14 protein-coding genes are annotated in these 18,424 nt (G+C 67.8%); 6 read left to right on the top strand and 8 right to left on the bottom strand.

All coding sequences use genetic code 11. The annotated features are described in order from the left end of the window. Positions 1–71: 71 nt before the first annotated feature. On the top strand, positions 72–1,133 hold the full coding sequence (locus HV786_RS05930; RefSeq protein WP_128828862.1) for a LacI family DNA-binding transcriptional regulator: 1,062 nt from the start codon (positions 72–74) through the stop codon (positions 1,131–1,133). A gap of 261 nt (positions 1,134–1,394) precedes the next feature. Here the strand turns inward: HV786_RS05930 and HV786_RS05925 are convergent, their stop codons facing one another. Further along, a complete protein-coding gene (locus HV786_RS05925) occupies positions 1,395–2,243 on the bottom strand; it encodes a class I SAM-dependent methyltransferase (RefSeq protein ID WP_128828861.1) in 849 nt (282 codons plus the stop codon). Positions 2,244–2,368: 125 nt separating this feature from the next. Here HV786_RS05925 and HV786_RS05920 point away from each other — a divergent pair, with 125 nt between their 5' ends. The 5 genes from HV786_RS05920 to HV786_RS05900 all read left to right on the top strand — a co-directional run bounded on the left by HV786_RS05920 (position 2,369) and on the right by HV786_RS05900 (position 9,419). Then, positions 2,369–4,510, top strand: a complete 2,142-nt coding sequence (locus HV786_RS05920; RefSeq protein WP_175210284.1) for a transcriptional regulator — start codon at positions 2,369–2,371, stop codon at positions 4,508–4,510. 114 nt (positions 4,511–4,624) lie between these two features. Then, positions 4,625–5,080: a MarR family winged helix-turn-helix transcriptional regulator gene (locus HV786_RS05915; RefSeq protein WP_128830263.1), complete on the top strand. Its 456-nt coding sequence runs from the start codon at positions 4,625–4,627 to the stop codon at positions 5,078–5,080. Between the two features lie 78 nt (positions 5,081–5,158). Further along, the gene (locus HV786_RS05910) at positions 5,159–6,667 is read left to right on the top strand and encodes an efflux transporter outer membrane subunit (protein WP_175210282.1); all 1,509 of its coding nucleotides are present in this window, start codon (positions 5,159–5,161) and stop codon (positions 6,665–6,667) included. Continuing rightward, a complete protein-coding gene (locus HV786_RS05905; protein ID WP_254599452.1) occupies positions 6,664–7,881 on the top strand; it encodes an HlyD/EmrA/EmrK family protein in 1,218 nt (405 codons plus the stop codon). Before HV786_RS05910 ends, HV786_RS05905 begins: the two co-directional genes overlap by 4 nt. 11 nt (positions 7,882–7,892) lie before the next feature. After that, complete coding sequence (locus HV786_RS05900; RefSeq protein ID WP_175210280.1) at positions 7,893–9,419, top strand: MFS transporter; 1,527 nt, start codon at positions 7,893–7,895, stop codon at positions 9,417–9,419. 55 nt (positions 9,420–9,474) lie between these two features. Here the strand turns inward: HV786_RS05900 and HV786_RS05895 are convergent, their stop codons facing one another. From HV786_RS05895 to HV786_RS05865, 7 genes are all read right to left on the bottom strand, one after another. Next, entirely contained in the window at positions 9,475–10,737 is a 1,263-nt protein-coding gene (locus HV786_RS05895) for a nitrate- and nitrite sensing domain-containing protein (RefSeq protein WP_128830032.1), read from the bottom strand. Between the two features lie 44 nt (positions 10,738–10,781). Further along, entirely contained in the window at positions 10,782–11,558 is a 777-nt protein-coding gene (cobA, locus tag HV786_RS05890) for a uroporphyrinogen-III C-methyltransferase (RefSeq protein ID WP_128830031.1), read from the bottom strand. Between the two features lie 12 nt (positions 11,559–11,570). Beyond that, positions 11,571–13,316, bottom strand: coding sequence for a bifunctional protein-serine/threonine kinase/phosphatase (locus HV786_RS05885; protein WP_175210278.1), 1,746 nt, complete (start codon positions 13,314–13,316; stop codon positions 11,571–11,573). Positions 13,317–13,328: 12 nt separating this feature from the next. Further along, a complete protein-coding gene (locus HV786_RS05880) occupies positions 13,329–14,141 on the bottom strand; it encodes a formate/nitrite transporter family protein (protein WP_056319032.1) in 813 nt (270 codons plus the stop codon). Between the two features lie 66 nt (positions 14,142–14,207). Beyond that, on the bottom strand, positions 14,208–14,558 hold the full coding sequence (gene nirD, locus HV786_RS05875) for a nitrite reductase small subunit NirD (RefSeq protein WP_128827206.1): 351 nt from the start codon (positions 14,556–14,558) through the stop codon (positions 14,208–14,210). Next, positions 14,558–17,119 (bottom strand): nitrite reductase large subunit NirB, encoded by a 2,562-nt coding sequence (gene nirB, locus HV786_RS05870; protein ID WP_175210276.1) that lies wholly within the window; start codon positions 17,117–17,119, stop codon positions 14,558–14,560. The genes nirD and nirB overlap by 1 nt, the downstream gene beginning before the upstream one ends. Before the next feature lie 360 nt (positions 17,120–17,479). After that, a complete protein-coding gene (locus tag HV786_RS05865; protein ID WP_128827205.1) occupies positions 17,480–18,355 on the bottom strand; it encodes a LysR family transcriptional regulator in 876 nt (291 codons plus the stop codon). Between the last annotated feature and the right edge of the window lie 69 nt (positions 18,356–18,424).

The following is an 18,424-nucleotide window of genomic DNA, read 5'->3' as shown; positions in this document are numbered from 1 at the left end:
CACAAAACCGCCTAAGCCGTGCGGCAGAATGGACAATAGTGAATAGGCGGTATCATCGTCAAATCTTATTCATGATGGTTTTTGATGTGAATAAAACCGCCTCCTCCCGCGGACTTGCCCGCCTGGCCGATGTCGCCGCCCGCGCCGGCGTGTCCACCGCCACCGCCGACCGCGTGCTCAATCGCCGTCCGGGCGTGCGTCCGGCCACCGCGCAAAAAGTCTTCAAGGCGGCCATCGATCTGGACTATCTGCCGGACGAAGCCGCGTACGCCGCCGCCGCGCCCGAGCCCATGCGGCTGGTGTTCCTGCTGCCGCGCGGCAGCAACCGTTACTTGCGCATGCTGGGCGACACCGTCAACTTTGCGCACGAGCACTTTGCGCCGCTGAACGCCAAGTGCCACGTCGAATACGTGGAAAGCTTCAATCCCGACGCGCTGGCGCAGGCGCTGACCAAGCACGGCAAGCGCGCCGACGGGATCGCATTCATGGCGCTGGAGCATCCCGTGGTGCGCGAGGCCGTCAACGCGCTGGCGCAGCAGGGCGTGCCCACGGTGACGCTGATTTCCGACATCGCCAACAGCGCCCGCACGGCGTACGTGGGGTTGGACAACCGCGCGGCGGGGCGCACGGCCGGCTACCTGATCGCGCGCTTCATCGGCCTGCGCGCGGCCCACGTCGCGCTGATCGCGGGATCGCGGCACTACCGCGCCCATGAAGAGCGCGAAAGCGGTTTTCTGCAGCTGTATGCCGAACAGTTCCAGGCGATGCAGGTGGTGGACCTGCGCGAAGGCTACGACGATGCGCAGCGCAACTACGAGCAGACGCGCCAGTTGCTGGAACAGTATCCGCAGCTCGCCGGCATCTACAACATCGGCGGCGCATCGGACGGCGTGGCCCGGGCGTTGAAAGAGGCAGGGCAGCAGCACCGCGTGGTTTTTATCGGGCACGGGTTGACGCCCGACACGCGTGCCCTCTTGATCGACGGCACGATGGACGCCGTCATCACGCAAAGCCCCATGGAAGCGCTGATGAGCTGCGTGCGCATTTTCAGCAATTTGCGGGATAAACGCAGCCCGATGAACGGGGTGGAATTGGCGCGCAGCCAGGTGATATTCAGGGAGAACTTGCCTTAGGGGCTGGGGTGCAGGTGGGCCGGTGTCTCAGGCGCGCCTGCATTTGCGCCGATCGGCGAGTCGCGGGCGTATGATTTCGGCTATGGGCTCGCACCCAGTGCGGCAGCGGCGGGGCATGCCGCTGCCTACTTCAACGGAAGGTTCCTCTACAACGGTTGCCCGGCGCCCGCCGGACGACAGCCGGGAGGGCGCTGCGCCATGGACCACACCGCCGGCCGCCAGGACGCTCCCGCCTCTTGCGAGGCGGGGTTTGCCATGCGCTTAACGGCGGGTAATCACAATTTCCATGTATTCGCTGGGCACCACCACCGCCGAATCGCCGGACCGGTTGAAGCGGTCGATCTGGGCCGTGATGTCGGCCGTCAGCGCCGTCTGCGCCGCGGGGTCCAGCGCGCCGAACGCCTTGAGCATCGGGCCGTAGTAGGTCTTGAAGACCTGCATCCAGTGCTCGGGCGAGCGGTAGCGGAACACGAAGTGACGCGGTTCGCACGTGATCGATGCGGCCTGCGGCCCGAACATTTCTTCGATGCGCGCCTTGGTTCCCCACAACGCGGGGGATTTGACGCCGGCGGGCGGGGGCAGGTGCTTGCCGATGGTCTTGAAGATCTGGCCGATGAAGCCGTCGGGCGTCCAGTTTGCGAGGCCGATCTTGCCGCCGTGCTTGCACACGCGCATCAGCTCGGCGGCGGCCTTGTCCTGGTCGGGCGTGAACATGACGCCGAAGGTCGACATCACGACATCGAACGACGCGTCCGGGAACGGCAGCGCCTCGGCGTCGGCCTCCTGGAATTCGACCTTCAGGCGCTCCGCGGCGGCGCGTTCGCGGCCGCGGCTCAGCAGCGCGGGCACATAGTCGGTCGAGGTCACGTCGCACCAGCGGCGGGCGGCGGCCAGTGTCGCATTGCCGTTGCCGGCGGCGACGTCCAGCACTTTCTGGCCGGCGCGGACATCAAGGGCTTCGCAAAGCTGTTCTCCTACGATCTGCAGCGTGGTGCCGACGACGGCGTAGTCCCCGGAGGACCAGGTGCCTTGCTGGCGGGTCTTCAAGGCAGCCAGGTCGGGCTGTGCGGTTTCGCGCACGTCACTGGTGGCAAGGGAGGAAATGGACATGGTGAGTCTCCGTTGGTGCGTGGGGTGCGCGACGGCATCCGTTGCCAGCGCGCCGGGGTGATGCAACCAGCGCCGCGACGATGTTCGCGTGCCGTGCGCCCCGGATACAACGATAGGAACGGGACGTGGAGGCGGGCGTGGTAGCGGGCGTGGAATCCGGCGTGGATTCGTCAGGCGTGGATTCGTCCGGCGCGGGCATCCACGTGCACATGCTGGGGCCGATGCGCATCAGCCGGGGCGGCGCTCCGCTTGCGCTGCCGCCGTCGCGCAAGCTGCGGGCGCTGATCGCGTACCTGGCGCTGGCCCCGAACGCCGTGATGCGCTCGCACCTGTGCGAACTGCTGTGGGACATTCCCAACGATCCGCGCGGCGAACTGCGCTGGTGCCTGAGCAAGGCGCGGGGCCTGCTGGACGAGCCCGGCCGCCGCCGGGTCGAGACGATGCAGGACGCCGTGCGCCTGGACCTGTCCGACTGCCGTGTGGACGTCATCGACATCGGGGCCGCCATGCAGGCGGGTATACGCAAGGCCAGCCCGGAGCGTCTGCGCGCGCTTGCGGCCATGTTCGCGGGCGACTTTCTGGAAGGGTTGGAGATTGGCCGCAGCCCGTTCTTTCACAGCTGGCTGACCGCACAGCGGCGGCGGCTGCGGGCCTGTCACACGGCCGTGCTGGCGCATCAGGCCGTTCTTCTGCCCGAGGGGTCGGAGGAACGGTTTGCCTGCCTGGACAAGTGGCTTGCGCTCGTGCCGTTCGATCCGCAAGCCCATGAACTGAAGCTGGACGCGTTGGGACTGCGCGGGCAATGGCGTGAAGGCGAGGAGCATCTGGCCGCGGCCGTGCGCGCCTTCGAAGCCGAGGGGCTGGATGGGCGGCCGCTGCGCGAAACGTGGCGCGATGTGCGCGCCCGGCGGGCAGGCGGCGGCCCGTCATCGGTTCAAGCGTTGAGTCCGGCCCCGGCAGGCGCCGCAGCGCCGATGAAACCTGCCCCATTGCCGGAAGCGTTAGCGGCCCGGATCGCGCCGCAGTCCCTGGCCGACACGGATTTGCCAACGCGTCTGGCCGATGCGCTGCCGCACCGGCGCGGACGGGCATCGATTGCCGTCATGCCGTTCGTGGACCGGTCGGCGCAAGCGGGCGTCCGGGGCGGGCTGGCGGACGGGCTGGCCTTTGACGTCATCGCGCGGCTGGCAAAGCTGCGCAGCCTGTTCGTCATCGCGCAGGGCACCGTGTTTGCGCTGGACCAACGCAGCGTGGGACCGGAGGAGGCCGGGCGCACGCTCAACGTGGACTACGTGGTAAGCGGCTCGCTGCGGCGCCACGGGCAGCGCCTGGCGGTGGACGTGCAGCTCGTCGAATCCCGCACCGCGCGTATCGTCTGGGCGGACGTGCTCGACCATCCGTTTGACGACGCCTTGCTGGCGCTGGACGAGATCGGCAACCGGATCGTGGCGTCGGTCGATATCGAGATCGAGGCCGCCGAGCGCAACCGCGCCATCCTGACGCCGCCCAATTCGCTGGACGCCTGGCAGGCGCATCATCGCGGCCTCTGGCATATGTACCGGTTCAATCGCACCGACAACGAACAGGCCCGCCACTTCTTCGAGATGGCGGTGCGGCTGGACCCGACGTTCTCGCGCGCCTACGCGGGCTTGTCCTTCACGCATTGGCAGACGGCATTCCAGCGCTGGGGCGAGCAGGAGGCGGCCATCGATCAGGCATTCGAGTCCGCCGGGCAAAGCCTGATCGCCGATGACCGGGATCCGGCGGCGCATTGGGCGATGGGGCGTGCGCTGTGGCTGCGCGGCAGCCAGGACCAGTCGGTAAGCGAGTTGCGGATCGCCGTGGACCTGAGTCCGAATTTCGCGCTGGCGCATTACACGCTGGGTTTTGTCGATTGCCAGATGGGCGACGCCGAAGCGGCCATCGGCGCTTCCGACCATTCGCGTCACCTCAGCCCCTTCGATCCGCTGCTCTTCGGCATGCTGGCCGTGCGCGCGCTGGCGTTGGCGCGGCTGGGCCGGATCGACGAGGCGGCGGGGTGGGCGGTCAAGGCGGCCGCCCGGCCCAACGCGCACGTGCACATCTTGGCAATTGCGGCGTGCTGCCTGGCGCTGGCCGGCAGGACGGACGAGGCGCTGGGGTTTCTCCCGGCGATCCGCAAAGCGCAGCCGTCGTACCGCGTAGAGGACTTTCTGGCGTCGTTCCGGCTGGAGCCCGAGACGCAGGCCCTGTTCCGCGAGGGCGCGCGGAGGATCGGCATCGGGTAACGCGGATCCCGCGTGCCGAATCCACCACGCCTCAAAAGATTCCGCTTGCCAGTTAACTGCCTAGGCAGCTAATATCCCCGTCATTGATTCCGACCGCAACGTGCCAGACCGATCATGAGCAACGCAACGCCTTCCGTGCTGGACGAACTGTGCACCGGCGAACTGGGTTTCCTGGTGACCAACGTGCGCAACGGCATTCTGGATGCGCTGGACCGCGAACTGGCGCCGCTGCAGATCACGGTGCAGCAGTACGTCGTGCTCAATTGCATCGTCAAGGGGTGGGGCCGCACGCTCAGCGACTTCTGCCGCGTGCTGTCGTATGACTCGGGCGCGATGACCCGGCTGCTGGATCGGATCGTGGCCAAGGGCTTTATCCGCCGCGTCGAAAACGAAGCCGACCGCCGCAGCTCGCTGATCGAGCTGACCGAGCAGGGCAAGGCGGCGTTTCCGCAGGCGCGCCAGGCCACCGAAATTGCGTTTCGCCAGTTGCTGGATGGTTTTTCGGAAGCCGAAGCGCAGGTGCTGCACAAGCTGCTGTCTCGCATCCTGATCAACGCGCGGGCGGATTAGGTTTTCCGCCAGCGATTTTTTTATCCATTTATCTGCCTAGGCATATACAGCCTGGGCATATTAAAAGCTCTCTCGACCATGCAAGCGCCCATCTCGTCTATCCATTGCCTCCCGCGCCTGTGGCGCAGTGCGGGACTCGTCCTGGCTGCTTCTGTTTTGGCCGGATGTGCAAGCACGGGCGGTCTGCACACCCAATCGTCGATCACCAGCGCGAACGGACTGGCAGTCAGCGCGTCTTTGCAAGGATCGACCGTCTCGCCGGCCGCGTGGCCGACGCAGGCGTGGTGGGTGAGCTTTGGCGACGCGCAGTTGAACCAGCTTGTGCAGGCTGCGCTGGCCGAACAGCCCAGCCTGCGGGCGGCGGCGGCGCGGGTGCGGCAGACCGACGCGTTGGCCAGCGTCGCGGGGGCGCCGCTGTCGCCGCAAGGGAACTTGAGCGGCCGCGCGACGCGCCAGCGGTTCAGCGAGCACAGCACCACGCCACAGCCGCTGGCCGGCGCGTGGGATTGGACGGCGGACCTGCAGGCGGGCGTGGGCTACGAGATCGATTTCTGGGGCAAGAACCGGGCGGCGCTGGACGCGGCGCTGCAACGCGCGCAGGCCGCCGAGGTGGACCTGCATGCCGCGGAGCTGATGCTCACGACCTCGCTGGTCCGCGCGTATCTGAAACTTGACGCCGCCTACCAGCTGCGCGATCTGGCCGAAGAAACCCTGCGTCAACGCGAGACCACGCTGGCGTTGACGCAGCGTCGCGTCGACGCGCAGCTGGATTCACGTCTGGACATGACGCAGGCCGAAGCCGCGCTGCCCGCCACGCGCGAGCGCATTGCCGCGTTGAACGAACAGATCGCGCTGACGCGCAATCAGGTCGCCGCGCTGGTGGGCCGTGGCCCCGACGCGGGGATCCAGGTAGACCGGCCGGCGCTGCGCGGGCGCTTTGCCGAGGCGATCCCGACGACGGTGCCGGCAGAATTGATCGGCCGCCGGCCCGACGTGGTGGCGCAGCGCTGGCGCGCCGAAGCAGCCGGCGCCGAGATCAAGGCCGCTCGCGCGCAGTTCTATCCCAACGTCAGCCTGACCGCGTTTGCCGGCTTGCAGAGCTTGGGGCTAGCGGACCTGTTAAACGCCGGCAGCCGCGTGTTGGGCATTGGCCCGGCGGTGTCGTTGCCGGTCTTTGACGGTGGCCGGCTGCGCGGCAACCTGGGCGCGCGCCAGGCGGAATACGACGCGGCGGTCGAACAGTACAACGGCACGCTGGTCACGGCGCTGCATGACGTGGTGGACCAGCTGGTTTCCCTGCGGTGGCAGGCTGAACGCTCGGCCCAGCAGCGCGAGGCGTTGCGGCTGACGCAGCAGGCCTACGACATGGCGTCCGCGCGCTACCGCAGCGGCGTGGGCAGCTACCTGCAGGTGCTGTCCGCCGAAGGTCAGGTGCTGCAGCAAAAACAGTTGCTGATCGAACTGGACACGCGCAACCGCACGCTGCATCTGGAACTCATCCGCGCGTTGGGCGGCGGCTATCAGCCCGGCGCATCCGAGACGCCCGCGACGGCCGATTCCGGCGCTGTGACGCAAACCCGGTCATGAGCCGCCATCCCGCCCGATCATCCCCCTCTGAACGCTCGCAAGCCATGAACATCGAAGCCGCCCCAAATTCTCCATCCCCCTCATCCCGGCCGCGCAAAGCCTTCGCGCGCAAGGTGGCCGCCGGCGGAGCGGCAATTCTGGCGGTCGCCGTGCTGGCCGGCGCGTATGCCGCGCATGCAGACGGCCGCTGGGTGTCGACGGAAGACGCCTACGTCGAAGGTAACGTCGTGCAGGTGACGCCGCAAGTGGGCGGGGTGGTGACGGCGATCCGCGCGGACAACACCGACAGGGTCGAGCCGGGGGCGGTGCTGATCGAACTGAACGGGGTGGACGCGCAACTGGCGCTGGACGCGGCGCGCGCCAACCTGGCGCGCAGCGTGCGGCAGGTGCGCGGCCAGTTCGCGATGGCCGGGCAGGACGGCGCCACCGTGGCGTTGCGCAAGGTGGACCTGGCCCGCGCCGAGGAAGACGTGGCGCGCCGGTCGGCGCTGGCCAGGATCGGCGCCATTCCGGGAGAGGAACTGGTGCACGCCCAGCAGGCGGTGCGCACCGCGCGCGCCGCGCTGGCGGTCGCCAGCGAACAGCTCAAGCGCACCCATGCGCTGATCGACGGCACCACGGTCGAATCGCATCCGGACGTGCAGGCCGCCGCCGTGCAGTTGCGCAACGCCAGCGTGGCCCTTGCGCGCACGAAAGTCGTCGCGCCGGTGGGCGGGGTGGTGACCAAGCGCGGCGTGCAGGTCGGGCAGCGCGTGGCCGCTGGCGCGCCGCTGATGTCGGTGGTGCCGCTGGACCACCTGTGGGTCACGGCCAACCTGAAGGAATCTCAGCTGCGCAATGTGCGTATTGGCCAGCCTGTCCGGCTGACCACCGACCTGTACGGCGATGGCGTGGTCTATCACGGCCGCGTGCTCGGCCAGGACGCCGGCACCGGCAGCGCCTTCTCCCTGCTGCCCGCGCAAAATGCCACCGGCAACTGGATCAAGGTGGTGCAGCGCGTGCCGGTGCGGATCGCGCTGGACCCGGCGGAGGTGGCGGCGCAACCGCTGCAACTGGGCCTGTCGATGCGGGTCGAGGTGGACACCGAGACGCGCGACGGCAAACGGCTGGTTTCGGCGCAAGGCCAGCCGCAGGTCTACACGACGGCCGTGTATGCCGACGAGCTGGCCCAGGCCGACGCGCAGGTGCGCGCCATCATCGACGCCAACCGCTGAGCCCGCGCATCATGTTCCAACCGAAACCCCCGGTCGCGCTGCTGCTGGTCATCGGCGCCCTGACGTTCATCGATTTCCTGCAGAACGGCATGGCGACGTTTGGCGCGGCGCCCATCATGGGCGAAATCGGCGCCAGTCCCGAGGAATACACGCATATCGCGCTCATCTACGCCTGCGTGGCGGTGATGATGATCGCCTTGCAGGGGTGGCTCACGCATCGGCTGGGCCTGCGCGCCTACCTGCTGGCGTCATTGGCGGCCGCAGGCGTGGGGGCGGCGGTCTGCGCGATGGCGCAGGACCCTGGGCAATTTCTGCTGGGCCGCGTCCTGATGGCGGCGGGCTGCGCGGCGATGCTCACGTCGTCGCGGCTGACGGTCAACCTGATTCCGCCAAGTCCGGCTCGATTTCTGGGCATCAAGGCCCTGGCGACGGGGCTGTGCGTGGGTACCGCGCTGGCGCCCTGGCTGGCCGCGGTGGCGGTCGAGCACGACGGCTGGCCGTTGATGTTCTGGCTGATCGCGGCGCTGTCGCTGCTGGCGATGGCGCCGGTCTCGCTGGCCATGCCGGGCCGCGAGGCGGGGTCGGTGCTGTCCGGCAAGGTGCGCCTCGCGCCGATCGCCGCGCTGGGCGCGGGCAGCTTCCTGGTGCTGCATGCCTTGCAGCGCGCCTACTACGACTTCTTCAGCGAGTTCGCGTTGTTGGCGCTGTCCGCGGCGGCGGGCGTGGCCGCGCTGGGCTACTTTGTGTGGTCCGAAACGCGCAACGGCGCGCCGCTGCTGCGGCTGGGCGGCATGAAGGAAGTGCGTTTCCTTTGCGGGCTGGGCCTGTTCATGGCCTGCTACGTGATGCTGGGCGCCAATGGCTATCTGGTGCCGCTGATGCTGCAACGCGGGCTGGGACAGGCCTGGCTGACGGCGGGTGAATTCTTTGCGATGGGGCTGGGGGCGGGCGTCATGACCTGGGCCGTCATGTCGCAATTGCTGCCGCGCTGGCCGTCACCGCGCAAGTTCTTCGTGACCGGCTTTCTGGCGCTGGCGGCGTTCGGCGTGTTGATGTCGCGCCTGACCCCCACCGCCAACATGTGGACCGATGTGCTGCCCGCGCTGGCCTGCTATGGCGTCTTCATCATGACGCTCATGCCCACGACCGCGATGCAGACCTTTACCGGCTTGACGGGCGATCCCGCGGTGTTTGCCCATGCCCAGCAGGTCAAGAACATGCTGGCGCAGGTTGGCCAGGCGCTGGGCATTATGCTGGCCACCGTCGGCCAGCAGTGGTTCACGTCGCGGCACTACACGGCGCTTCAGACAGGCATCGCGACCGGCAATGCGCATTTCGAAGCCGTGATGGCGCAGCTATCGGCCCACTTTGCGGCGGTGGCGGGGCCGGGGCAGGCCCAGCAGCTTGCCACGGCGCGGATTGCGCAGTTGCTGAACGAGCAGGCGATACTGCTCGGCAGCCTGGACCATTTCCGGGTGGTGGCGGGCGTGGCGCTGGCGGCAGCGGCCGTCAGCCTGATGCAGCGGGTGTTCCGCTAGCGTGTGTTCCGCTGGGCCGCCTTCAGCGGGGCCGGCCGCCGCAACCCGCGACGATTCAGTTTCCGCCAAGCTGGGCGATGATCTGCCGCGCCACGTCCGCCAGCGACAGGCCGCCGTCCATTGCCGCGCGTTGCAGGCGTTCGTGCGCGGCCTGCTCGGTCAGGCCGTAGCGGCTGATCAGAAGCAGCTTGGCGCGGTCGATGCGCTTTCTTTCGTCCAGCGCGCCACGCACGCTGCTAAGCGCGTCATCGGCGCGCTGCATGCGCAGGGTCTGCTCGCGCATCATGTCCAGGATCGAGCGTTCCATTTCGTTGCCCACGCCGTCTTCGGGGGGCAGGTCCAGGATGCGGCTTTGCACGCTGAACACCATGCTGGGCGCGCGGCCGCTGGCGTGATCCGTGTACCGGCTGAGCAGCAGGCGGCGGTCGTCCAGTTCCTGGCGGGTGTCGGCAATGCGGCGCGCGCACTGTTGCGCCAGCTCCTGCGCCAGTTGCGTCTCGACCGTGCGCATGGCGTCGATGCGCGCGGTGCACAGGTCGAACCACAGTTCGGCCAGACCGGTGTCCACGCGCTGCGCGTCGCTGGTGTGTTGCGCCATGTCGCGCATGCGTTGCACCGGCTGCGCCTGCTGCTGAACCTGATCCCACGCCTGTAGCGGCGCGCCTTGCGCGTACTGCGTGTAGACCCCGAAGCTGCGCGCCTGGTTCGCCGCCAGACCCAGCATCCGCGCCTTGCGCGCGTCGTCGAACCAGCCGGCGATAAAGCCCATGACGCCGCAGGCGCGCTCCTGGCCGCTCAGTTCCTTGCCCTGCATGAAATTCAACAGCGCCACCAGGAGGCGCGTCACACCGGGGTCGAGCGAGGCGTCGGCGGCCTCGAAGACCACCGCCAGCAGGCTGCCGATCACCTGGGTGAAACGGGCGTCGGCGTCTTCGACCGGCACGCGCCGGTCGCGGACCTCGCGGCGCAAGGCTGGCAGTTCGTCCAGCCGGAATAGGGCATACGCGATGCAATTGAGCAGGCGCGCCCGGCCGCTGGCGCCTGCCGGGTCGGCTTCCAGACCGTCCAGAAAGGCGCGCACGTCGGTCTCAACCGCTTGCGCATCGCTGGACAGGCCCGCCAGCACCGGCTCAAGCCGGTCGGCGGGGCTGCACAGGGTCAGGTTGGAGTAACCGCGCTCTTTTTGCAGCGCGTGCACCAGCGCGCTGATGCGCAGCACCAGATCGCAGGTGGCGGCCAGGGCTTCCAGGCCCTGGAGCTCGCTGCGGCGGGCGGCGAGCAGAAAGCGCAGCGGCGGCGGCATGTGGCGTTCGGCCATCGGAATCTCTATGCGTTATCAATGCGCGGGGCACCGCGCAAACCTCAGGCCATGCGGCGTTGCGGGATCGTCGCACCGGCCGCGTTGTCCAGCACGCCGAACATCCGGCAAGCCGCAACGTCGCCAATGACCAGCACGGCCGGACTGCGCAACCGGAAGGCCTGGGCGTCGGCCGCCATGGCCGTCAGCGTCGAGGCGCAGACCCGCTGGCTGGGCAGCGATGCGCGCTCGATCATTGCGACGGGCGTGTCCGGGGCCATGCCGGCGGCCAGCAACTGGCTGCGCATGTCGTGCACCTTGGCCACGCCCATGTAGACGACCAGCGTCGTGCCGCTGCGCGCCAAACCAGACCAATCGGGCGTCGCGCCGTCCTGCGAATGCGCGGTGATGAGTGTAACGCCCTGGGCCATGCCGCGCTGCGTCAGCGGGATGCCGGCGGACGTGGCAGCGGCCAGCCCGGCCGTGATGCCGTTGACGATGTCACAGGCGACGCCGTGGTCGCTGAGCCACTGCGCTTCTTCGCCGCCGCGGCCGAAGATGCAGGGGTCGCCGCCTTTCAGGCGCGCCACGCGCAGGCCTTGGCGGGCGTAGCGCAGCATCAGGCGCTGGATGAACTCCTGCGGCGTCGAGCGGCAGCCCCCGCGCTTGCCCACGTGCACGATGCGGGCGCGCGGGCAGTGCTGCAGGATTTCGGGATTGACCAGGTCATCGACCAGGACCACGTCCGCGCGGCCCAGGGCCTTGACCGCCTTGAGCGTCAGCAGCTCGGGATCGCCAGGGCCGGCGCCGATCAGGGATACGGTGGGAAGGTGGGCGGACATGGTGGCCTCGGTTCAACGGTTGAAGGCAAGTATCACGATCACGATGGCCAGGATCAGGCAGAGGCCCTTCCAGAAGGCGACCGGATTGCGTTCCAGAAGGGGCAGGCGCTCGGCTCCGCGCGTGTCGCCCGGGTGGCGCAGCGCGTGCGTGAATTCGGACAGCTCGGGCGTGCGGTGCTGCGGATCGGGGTGCAGGGCGCGGCTGAGCACCCCGTCGACCCATGCCGGAATCTCGCGCTCGCGGTCCAGCACGGACACATACGTCAGGCGCAATTGCGCGGCGCGGCTGCGCGAGCGCGCGACCTCGGCGCCGTAGGGCAGCCGGCCCGACAGCATCTGGTACAGGATCGCCGCCAGCGAATAGATGTCGGACCGCGCGGTGCCGGCTTCGCCCAGAAAATATTCGGGCGCGGCGTACTGGGCGGTGCCCAGCACGGGCATGGCGTCGTCGCCATCGGCGCCGAGCTCTTGAATGCCGGCCGTGCGCGCCGAGCCCAGGTCGATGATTTTTGCCGTGCCGTCCGGCGTGATGATGATGTTGTCCGGCCGCAGGTCCTGATGCACGATCTCCAGGCGGTGAAAGGCCTGCAGGCCGCGCGCGACATGCTCGATGATGGCGATTGCCGGTTCCAGTTCGGGGCGCGGGTTGGAGGCCATCCACTGTGTCAGCGTGCGGCCTTCGAGGTATTCGCTGACGGTGTAGAGCGAGCGGCGCTGGCGCGTGCGCGGCCAGGCTCGCACGACGTGGCGGCTGTCGATGCGGCGCGCCAGCCATTCCTCGGTCAGCAGGCGCTCCAGATACGCCGGGTCATGGCGCAGGTCCAGCGACGGGATCTTGATGACCACTGTGTCGCCGCTGTCCAGGTCTTCGGCCAGGTAGACGTGGCTGCGGCTGCTGGCGCGCAGTTCGTCCTTGATGCGAAAGCCCTCGAAGGTCTGGCCGACCTCCAGAAGCGGGGGGCAGGGCAGGCTGCCCGAGTACTGGGCGATCTCGCCCGCCTGCCGAGCGGGCAGGGCGTCCACACGCACGATCTGCACGGTCAGGTTGTCGTCGCTGCCGCGCGCAAGCGCCTGGCCGACCAGCCCTCGGGCGGCGTCGTCCAGATTGTCCGCGTGCGCCGCGACGGCGTGGCGCAGGTCGTCGTCCGTCACGTGTTCGTAGACGCCGTCGGTGGCGAGCACGAACACGTCGCCCGGCTCGACGGCCTGGGTGTGATAGTCGATCTCAAGGTGGGGCGCCAAGCCCAGCGCGCGGCCCAGATAGCTTTTGTCGTGCGCGACCCAGACGCGATGGTCTTCGGTCAGCTGCTCCACCGCGCCGTCCCGCAGGCGGTAGATGCGCGCGTCGCCAATGTGCAGGATGTGCGCGGTGGCGCCCTTGAGCACCATCACGGTCAGCGTGCAGACATAGCCGCTGTCCTGGTCCTGCCCGTGGCGCTGGCGGCTCTGCGCGTGCAGCCACGCATTGGCCGCGCTCAGCACCTTCTGTGCGGACTTTTTCACCGACCAGGTTTCGGAGGTGCAGTAATAGTCTTCCAGGAAGCTGGCCACGGCCGTTTCGCTGGCAATGTGGCTGACGTTGCTGCTGCTGATGCCGTCGGCCAGCGCGATGGCGATGCCCTTGGCGCCCAGCAGCGGTTCGTCCGGCACGCACAGCCCGTGAAAGTCCTGGTTGACGGACTTGACGCCGGGATCGGTGTGCTGGCCCACCGCCACCTTGAGCGAGGCGGCGGGCGCGCCGGGCGTGTAGCTGTCCATACTTGGCGGCAATCAGCTGAAGCGGCGCTTGGGCGCGGTCTTCATGTGGGTGGTGTAGAGGGTCAGGCCCGTCAGCGAGATGCCGCCGATCAGATTGCCCAGCACCACGGGGATTTCGTTCCAGATCATGTAGTCCATGATCGAGAAATTGCCGCCCATGATCATCGCCGACGGGAACAGGAACATGTTGACGATGGAGTGCTCAAAGCCCATCGCAAAGAACAGCATGACGGGCATCCACATTGCGATGACCTTGCCGCTGACGGTGGTCGAGATCATGGCGCCCACGACGCCCAGCGACACCATCCAGTTGCACAGCACGCCGCGGATGAAGATGGTCAGCATGCCGCCCGCGCCGTATTCCTTGTAGCCCAGCGTACGGTTCTCGCCGATGTGCGAGATGACCTGGCCGACCTTGTTGGGCGGCACCGAAAAGCCGTACGTGAAGACGATGGCCATCAGCACGGCCACCGTCAGCGCGCCGAGGAAGTTGCCGATAAACACCAGGCCCCAGTGCTTGAGAATGCCCCCCATCGTGACGCCCGGCCGCTTGTCAAAGAGCGCCAGCGGCGTCAGCACGAACACGCCGGTCAAGAGGTCAAAGCCCATCAGGTACAGGATGCAGAATCCCACCGGAAAGAGCGCGGCGCCCAGGATGGGCGAGTCGGTCTGCACCGTGACGGTGACGGCAAAAACCGCGGCAATCGCCAGGATGGCGCCGGCCATGAAGGCGCGGATAAGAACGTCGCGCGTCGCCATGTAGAGCTTGGATTCGCCCGCGTCCACCATCTTGGTGACGAACTCGGAAGGAGCTAGGTAGGACATGATGTTTCCTGTTGCTTTGCTGAAGGTATGAATGAATCCGGGTATGAATGAATCCGGCGGCGCCCGTCAGGCGATTTCCACCGCGTCGCTGTTAAAGCGCGCCTGCCAGGTCTGCAGGCGTTGTTCCGGGAATTGCACGCAGCTGCCATCCGCCAGCCGGAAGTGCTGCTTGTAGAGCGGGGAGGCCACCACCAGGTCGCCGCAGAGCTGTCCTACGATGCCTCGGCCAATCACGTTGGCGCCCGATTTCGGGTCGCGGTTCGACACGGCGTACAGCGTCTGGCCGCCGGCGTCCGGTAGGTAGAACAGCGCCACTTGCTCGCCGTCCACCAGCGCCACGACGCCGGAATTGGCCACGAGGTCGCGGCGGTCGCAGGCGCGGCGCCAGACAGGGTGTTGAGCAGGTTGGGCGGCCATCAGACGATCTCCTCGGCAATGGGAATGACGCGTTGCGCGGCGCGCACCGGCGCGGGCCGGGGCTGGCCGCGTTCCTGCACGAACTTGATGTCGGGATCGCCCTGGCTGTCGTTGACGAAGGTGCGAAAGCGCTTGAGCTTTTCGGGATCGCCGAGCGCGTTGGCCCATTCGCATTCGTAGCGGTCCACCACCAGCTGCATCTGCGCCTCCAGCTCGGTGGCGAGGCCCAGGCTGTCCTCGATGACGACCTGCTTCAGGTAGTCCAGCCCGCCTTCCAGCGATTCGCGCCACACGGACGTGCGCTGCAGCTTGTCGGCCGTGCGGATGTAGAACATGAGCAGGCGATCGATGTAGCGGATGAGGGTGGCGTCGTCCAGGTCGGTCGCAAACAGTTCCGCATGGCGCGGACGCATGCCGCCGTTGCCGCACACATACAGGTTCCAGCCGTTCTCGGTGGCGATCACGCCGATGTCCTTGCTCTGCGCCTCGGCGCATTCGCGGGTGCAGCCGGACACCGCGAACTTCAGCTTGTGCGGCGCGCGCAGGCCCTTGTAGCGGTGCTCGATGTCCAGCGCCATCTTCACGCTGTCCTGCACGCCGAAACGGCACCAGGTGCTGCCCACGCAGGACTTCACCGTGCGCGTGGACTTGCCGTAGGCGTGTCCCGTCTCGAAGCCGGCGGCGATCAGTTCCGACCAGATGCCGGGCAGCTCGTGCAGTTGCGCGCCGAACAGGTCGATGCGCTGGCCGCCCGTCACCTTGACGTACAGGTTGTATTTCTTGGCGACGGCGCCGACGGCGATCAGGCCGTCGGGCGTGACCTCGCCGGCGGGCATGCGCGGCACCACGGAGTAGGTGCCGTTTTTCTGCATGTTCGCCATGAAGGTGTCGTTGGTGTCCTGCAGCGGCACCAGGTGCGGGTCCTGGATGGGGCGGTTCCAGCAGGACGCAAGGATCGAGCCCACCGCGGGCTTGCAGATCTCGCAACCCACGTGGCCGCGGCCGTGGCTGGCCAGAAGTTCGTCGAAGGTCTCGATGCCGTTCACTCGCACGATCGCGTACAGCTCCTGGCGGGTGTAGGCAAAGTGCTCGCACAGGCTCTTGTCGACCACAACACCGCGGCTGGCCAGTTCGTGCTCGACCACCTGCTTGAGCAGGCCCGCGCAGCCGCCGCAGCCCGAGGCCGCCTTGGTGCAGGCCTTGACGCCGGCCAGGTCCGTACAGCCGCCGTCGATGGCGTCGCAGATCGCGCCCTTGTTGACGTTGTGGCACGAGCAGATCGTGGCGGTGGCGGGCAGGGCGTCCACACCCAGCAGCGGCGCGGCCTGGCCTTGCGGCAGGATCAGGCTGGACGGATCCGCGGGCGGCGCGATGCCGTTCTGCGCGTATTGCAGCAGGGTGTCGTAGTAGCTGTTGTCGCCCACCAGGACGGCGCCCAGCACGCGCTTGCCGTCGGCGGACACGACCAGACGCCGGTAGCTGGCGCCGGCCTCGTCGATGTACCGGTAGCTGCGCGCACCCGGCGTGGCGCCGTGGGCGTCGCCGATCGAGCCCACGTCCACGCCCAGGAGCTTGAGCTTGGTGGACATGTCGGCGCCCGAAAAGGCCGCTTCGGGCGCGCCGCACAGTTCGGCGGCAACGATGCGCGCCATCTGGTAGCCGGGCGCCACCAGGCCGAAGACCGTGCCATTCCAGGACGCGCATTCGCCGATCGCGTAGATGTGTTCGTCGCTGCTGCGGCAGTGGTCGTCGATGGCGACGCCGCCGCGCTCGGCCAGCGCCAGTCCGGCCTTGCGCGCCAGGAACACCTGCGGACGGATGCCGGCCGAAAACACGATCAGGTCGGTTTCCAGCGGCGCGCCTTCGGCAAAGCGCATGCGGTAGCGGTACTGCGTGCCGGGCTTGATGTCCTGTGTGGCGCGTGACAGGTGCACGCCCACGCCCAGCGCCTCGATGCGCGCCTTGAGCGCGGCGCCGCCGGCCTCGTCCAGCTGCACCGGCATCAGGCGCGGCGCGAACTCGACGACGTGGGCTTCCAGATTCAGCGACTTCAACGCATTGGCCGCTTCCAGGCCCAGCAGGCCGCCGCCCACCACCACGCCGCGCCGCGCGCCGCTGGCCGCCTCGCGGATCAGGTCCAGGTCGTCGATGCTGCGGTACACCAGCCGCGAGTGGCCTTCGGCGCCCGCGATGGGCGGCACGAAGGGATAGGAGCCGGTTGCCAGCACCAGCTTGTCGTAGGCGAAGCGGCCATTGGCGGTGACGACTTCCCGGGCGTGGCGGTCGATGTCCACCACTGGCTCGCCCAGACGCAGGGTTACGCCTTCCTGCGCATAAAGCGCGGCGTCGCCCAGCGCCATGGACTCGGCGTCGCGGCCGTTCAAGTATTCGGACAGATGGACGCGGTCGTAGGCGCGGCGCGTTTCCTCGCCGAAGATGGTGATGCGATAACGCTCAAGGGCGCCGCGGGCGATCAATTGCTCGACGCAATGATGGCCCACCATGCCGTTGCCGATGACAACCAGCGTCTGCAAGGAATCGGATGTGGCCGCTGCATTCATGGGATTTCCCCAGGCTTGGATTTTCGGATTTCAAAAGACAAACGGCGCCCTGGACCTTTCGGTCGGGGCGCCATTGCCGGTAATGCTCACGTTGTCTTGCCGGGTTTGCACCCGCACAAGAGCTATCAAGCAAAGTCCATGCCAGGTATGCCGAATGCCGTGGGGACGGCGGGAATTTCCTCGCGGTTCATAGGGAAAGCGGGCGCGCCGGCGGCCTCGCGGAGGCAGGCGCGGCTTTTGCGGTCGTGGGCGGGCATGCCTCGGATCGGTGCATATCCGTGTGCGGCCTGCACTTTTTTGGCGCAGCGCAACATGACGTACCGCCGCTTGAGCCGGATTAGGGCTGCGAAGCGGCTGGTGTCAGGCGAACGCCGCCTGCACCGCGGCAAAGGCAGCAGCGACCAAGGGATCGTCGCGCCGCGCCGTCTGTGTGATGAACGACAGCTCGGCCTGGATCGACAAGCCTTTGACCAGTTGCAGGCCGCTGGACTGCGATTCGCGCAGGGCGATCGAATCGCGGGCGAGCGACAGCCCAACGCCCGAGCGAACCAGATCCAGCATCGAGGCCTCCTGGTCCACCTCGGCCACCGCGTGGGGCGTGATGCCCAGCGCGTCGAACTTGTCGGACAGCAGCCGGTGATGGACGGAATCCGGCGGGGTCCAGATCCAGGGCAGCGCAGCAATCTCGGCCCAGCCCCGGCCGGCGACCTGCGCGCTCCAGCCTTTGGGTGCGACGACGTAATAGGAAAACGAAGCGAGCGGTTGGGCATGCAGGCCGGATGGCTGCGGGGGGCCCAGGTAGAAGCCCACGTCCAGGTCGCCTGCGCGCACTTGGCGGCCGACCGATCCCGACATGCCGTGCCGCAGGGTGGGGCGGATCTTCGGGTAATGCTCGACCAGGTATTGCAGCGTGGCGCCCAGGCGCAGGAACTCCGGATCCAGGATCGTGCCGATCCGCAGTTCGCCCTGAACGGTGTCGCGCAACGCGCCGATGGCGCGCTGGAAGTCGTCCAGCGCATCCAGCACGCGCTGCGCCGGCGCCAGCAGCGCCCGCCCGTCCGCATTCGGGGCCAGTCCTTGCGCGGTGCGGGTGAAAAGCGTCAGGTCCAGCGATTCCTGGAAGTTCTTGAGCTGCAGGCTCAGCGCGGGCTGCGTCAGGTGCAGATGCTCGGCCGCCCGGGTCAGATTGCCCTCCCGCGCGACGGCGGCGAATGTGCGGATGTGCTTCAGATCCATGAATGCTTCCAGAAGATGTGGGGGTGTCTGACACCTGATGCGCCGTGGAACTGCCGAGCATTATTAGAG

This window comes from Achromobacter mucicolens (assembly GCF_902859725.1).
Taxonomy (GTDB): domain Bacteria; phylum Pseudomonadota; class Gammaproteobacteria; order Burkholderiales; family Burkholderiaceae_B; genus Achromobacter; species Achromobacter mucicolens.
The sequence above is the reverse complement of the archived record's forward strand: the minus strand, read 5'-3'. Positions and strand labels throughout refer to the sequence as shown.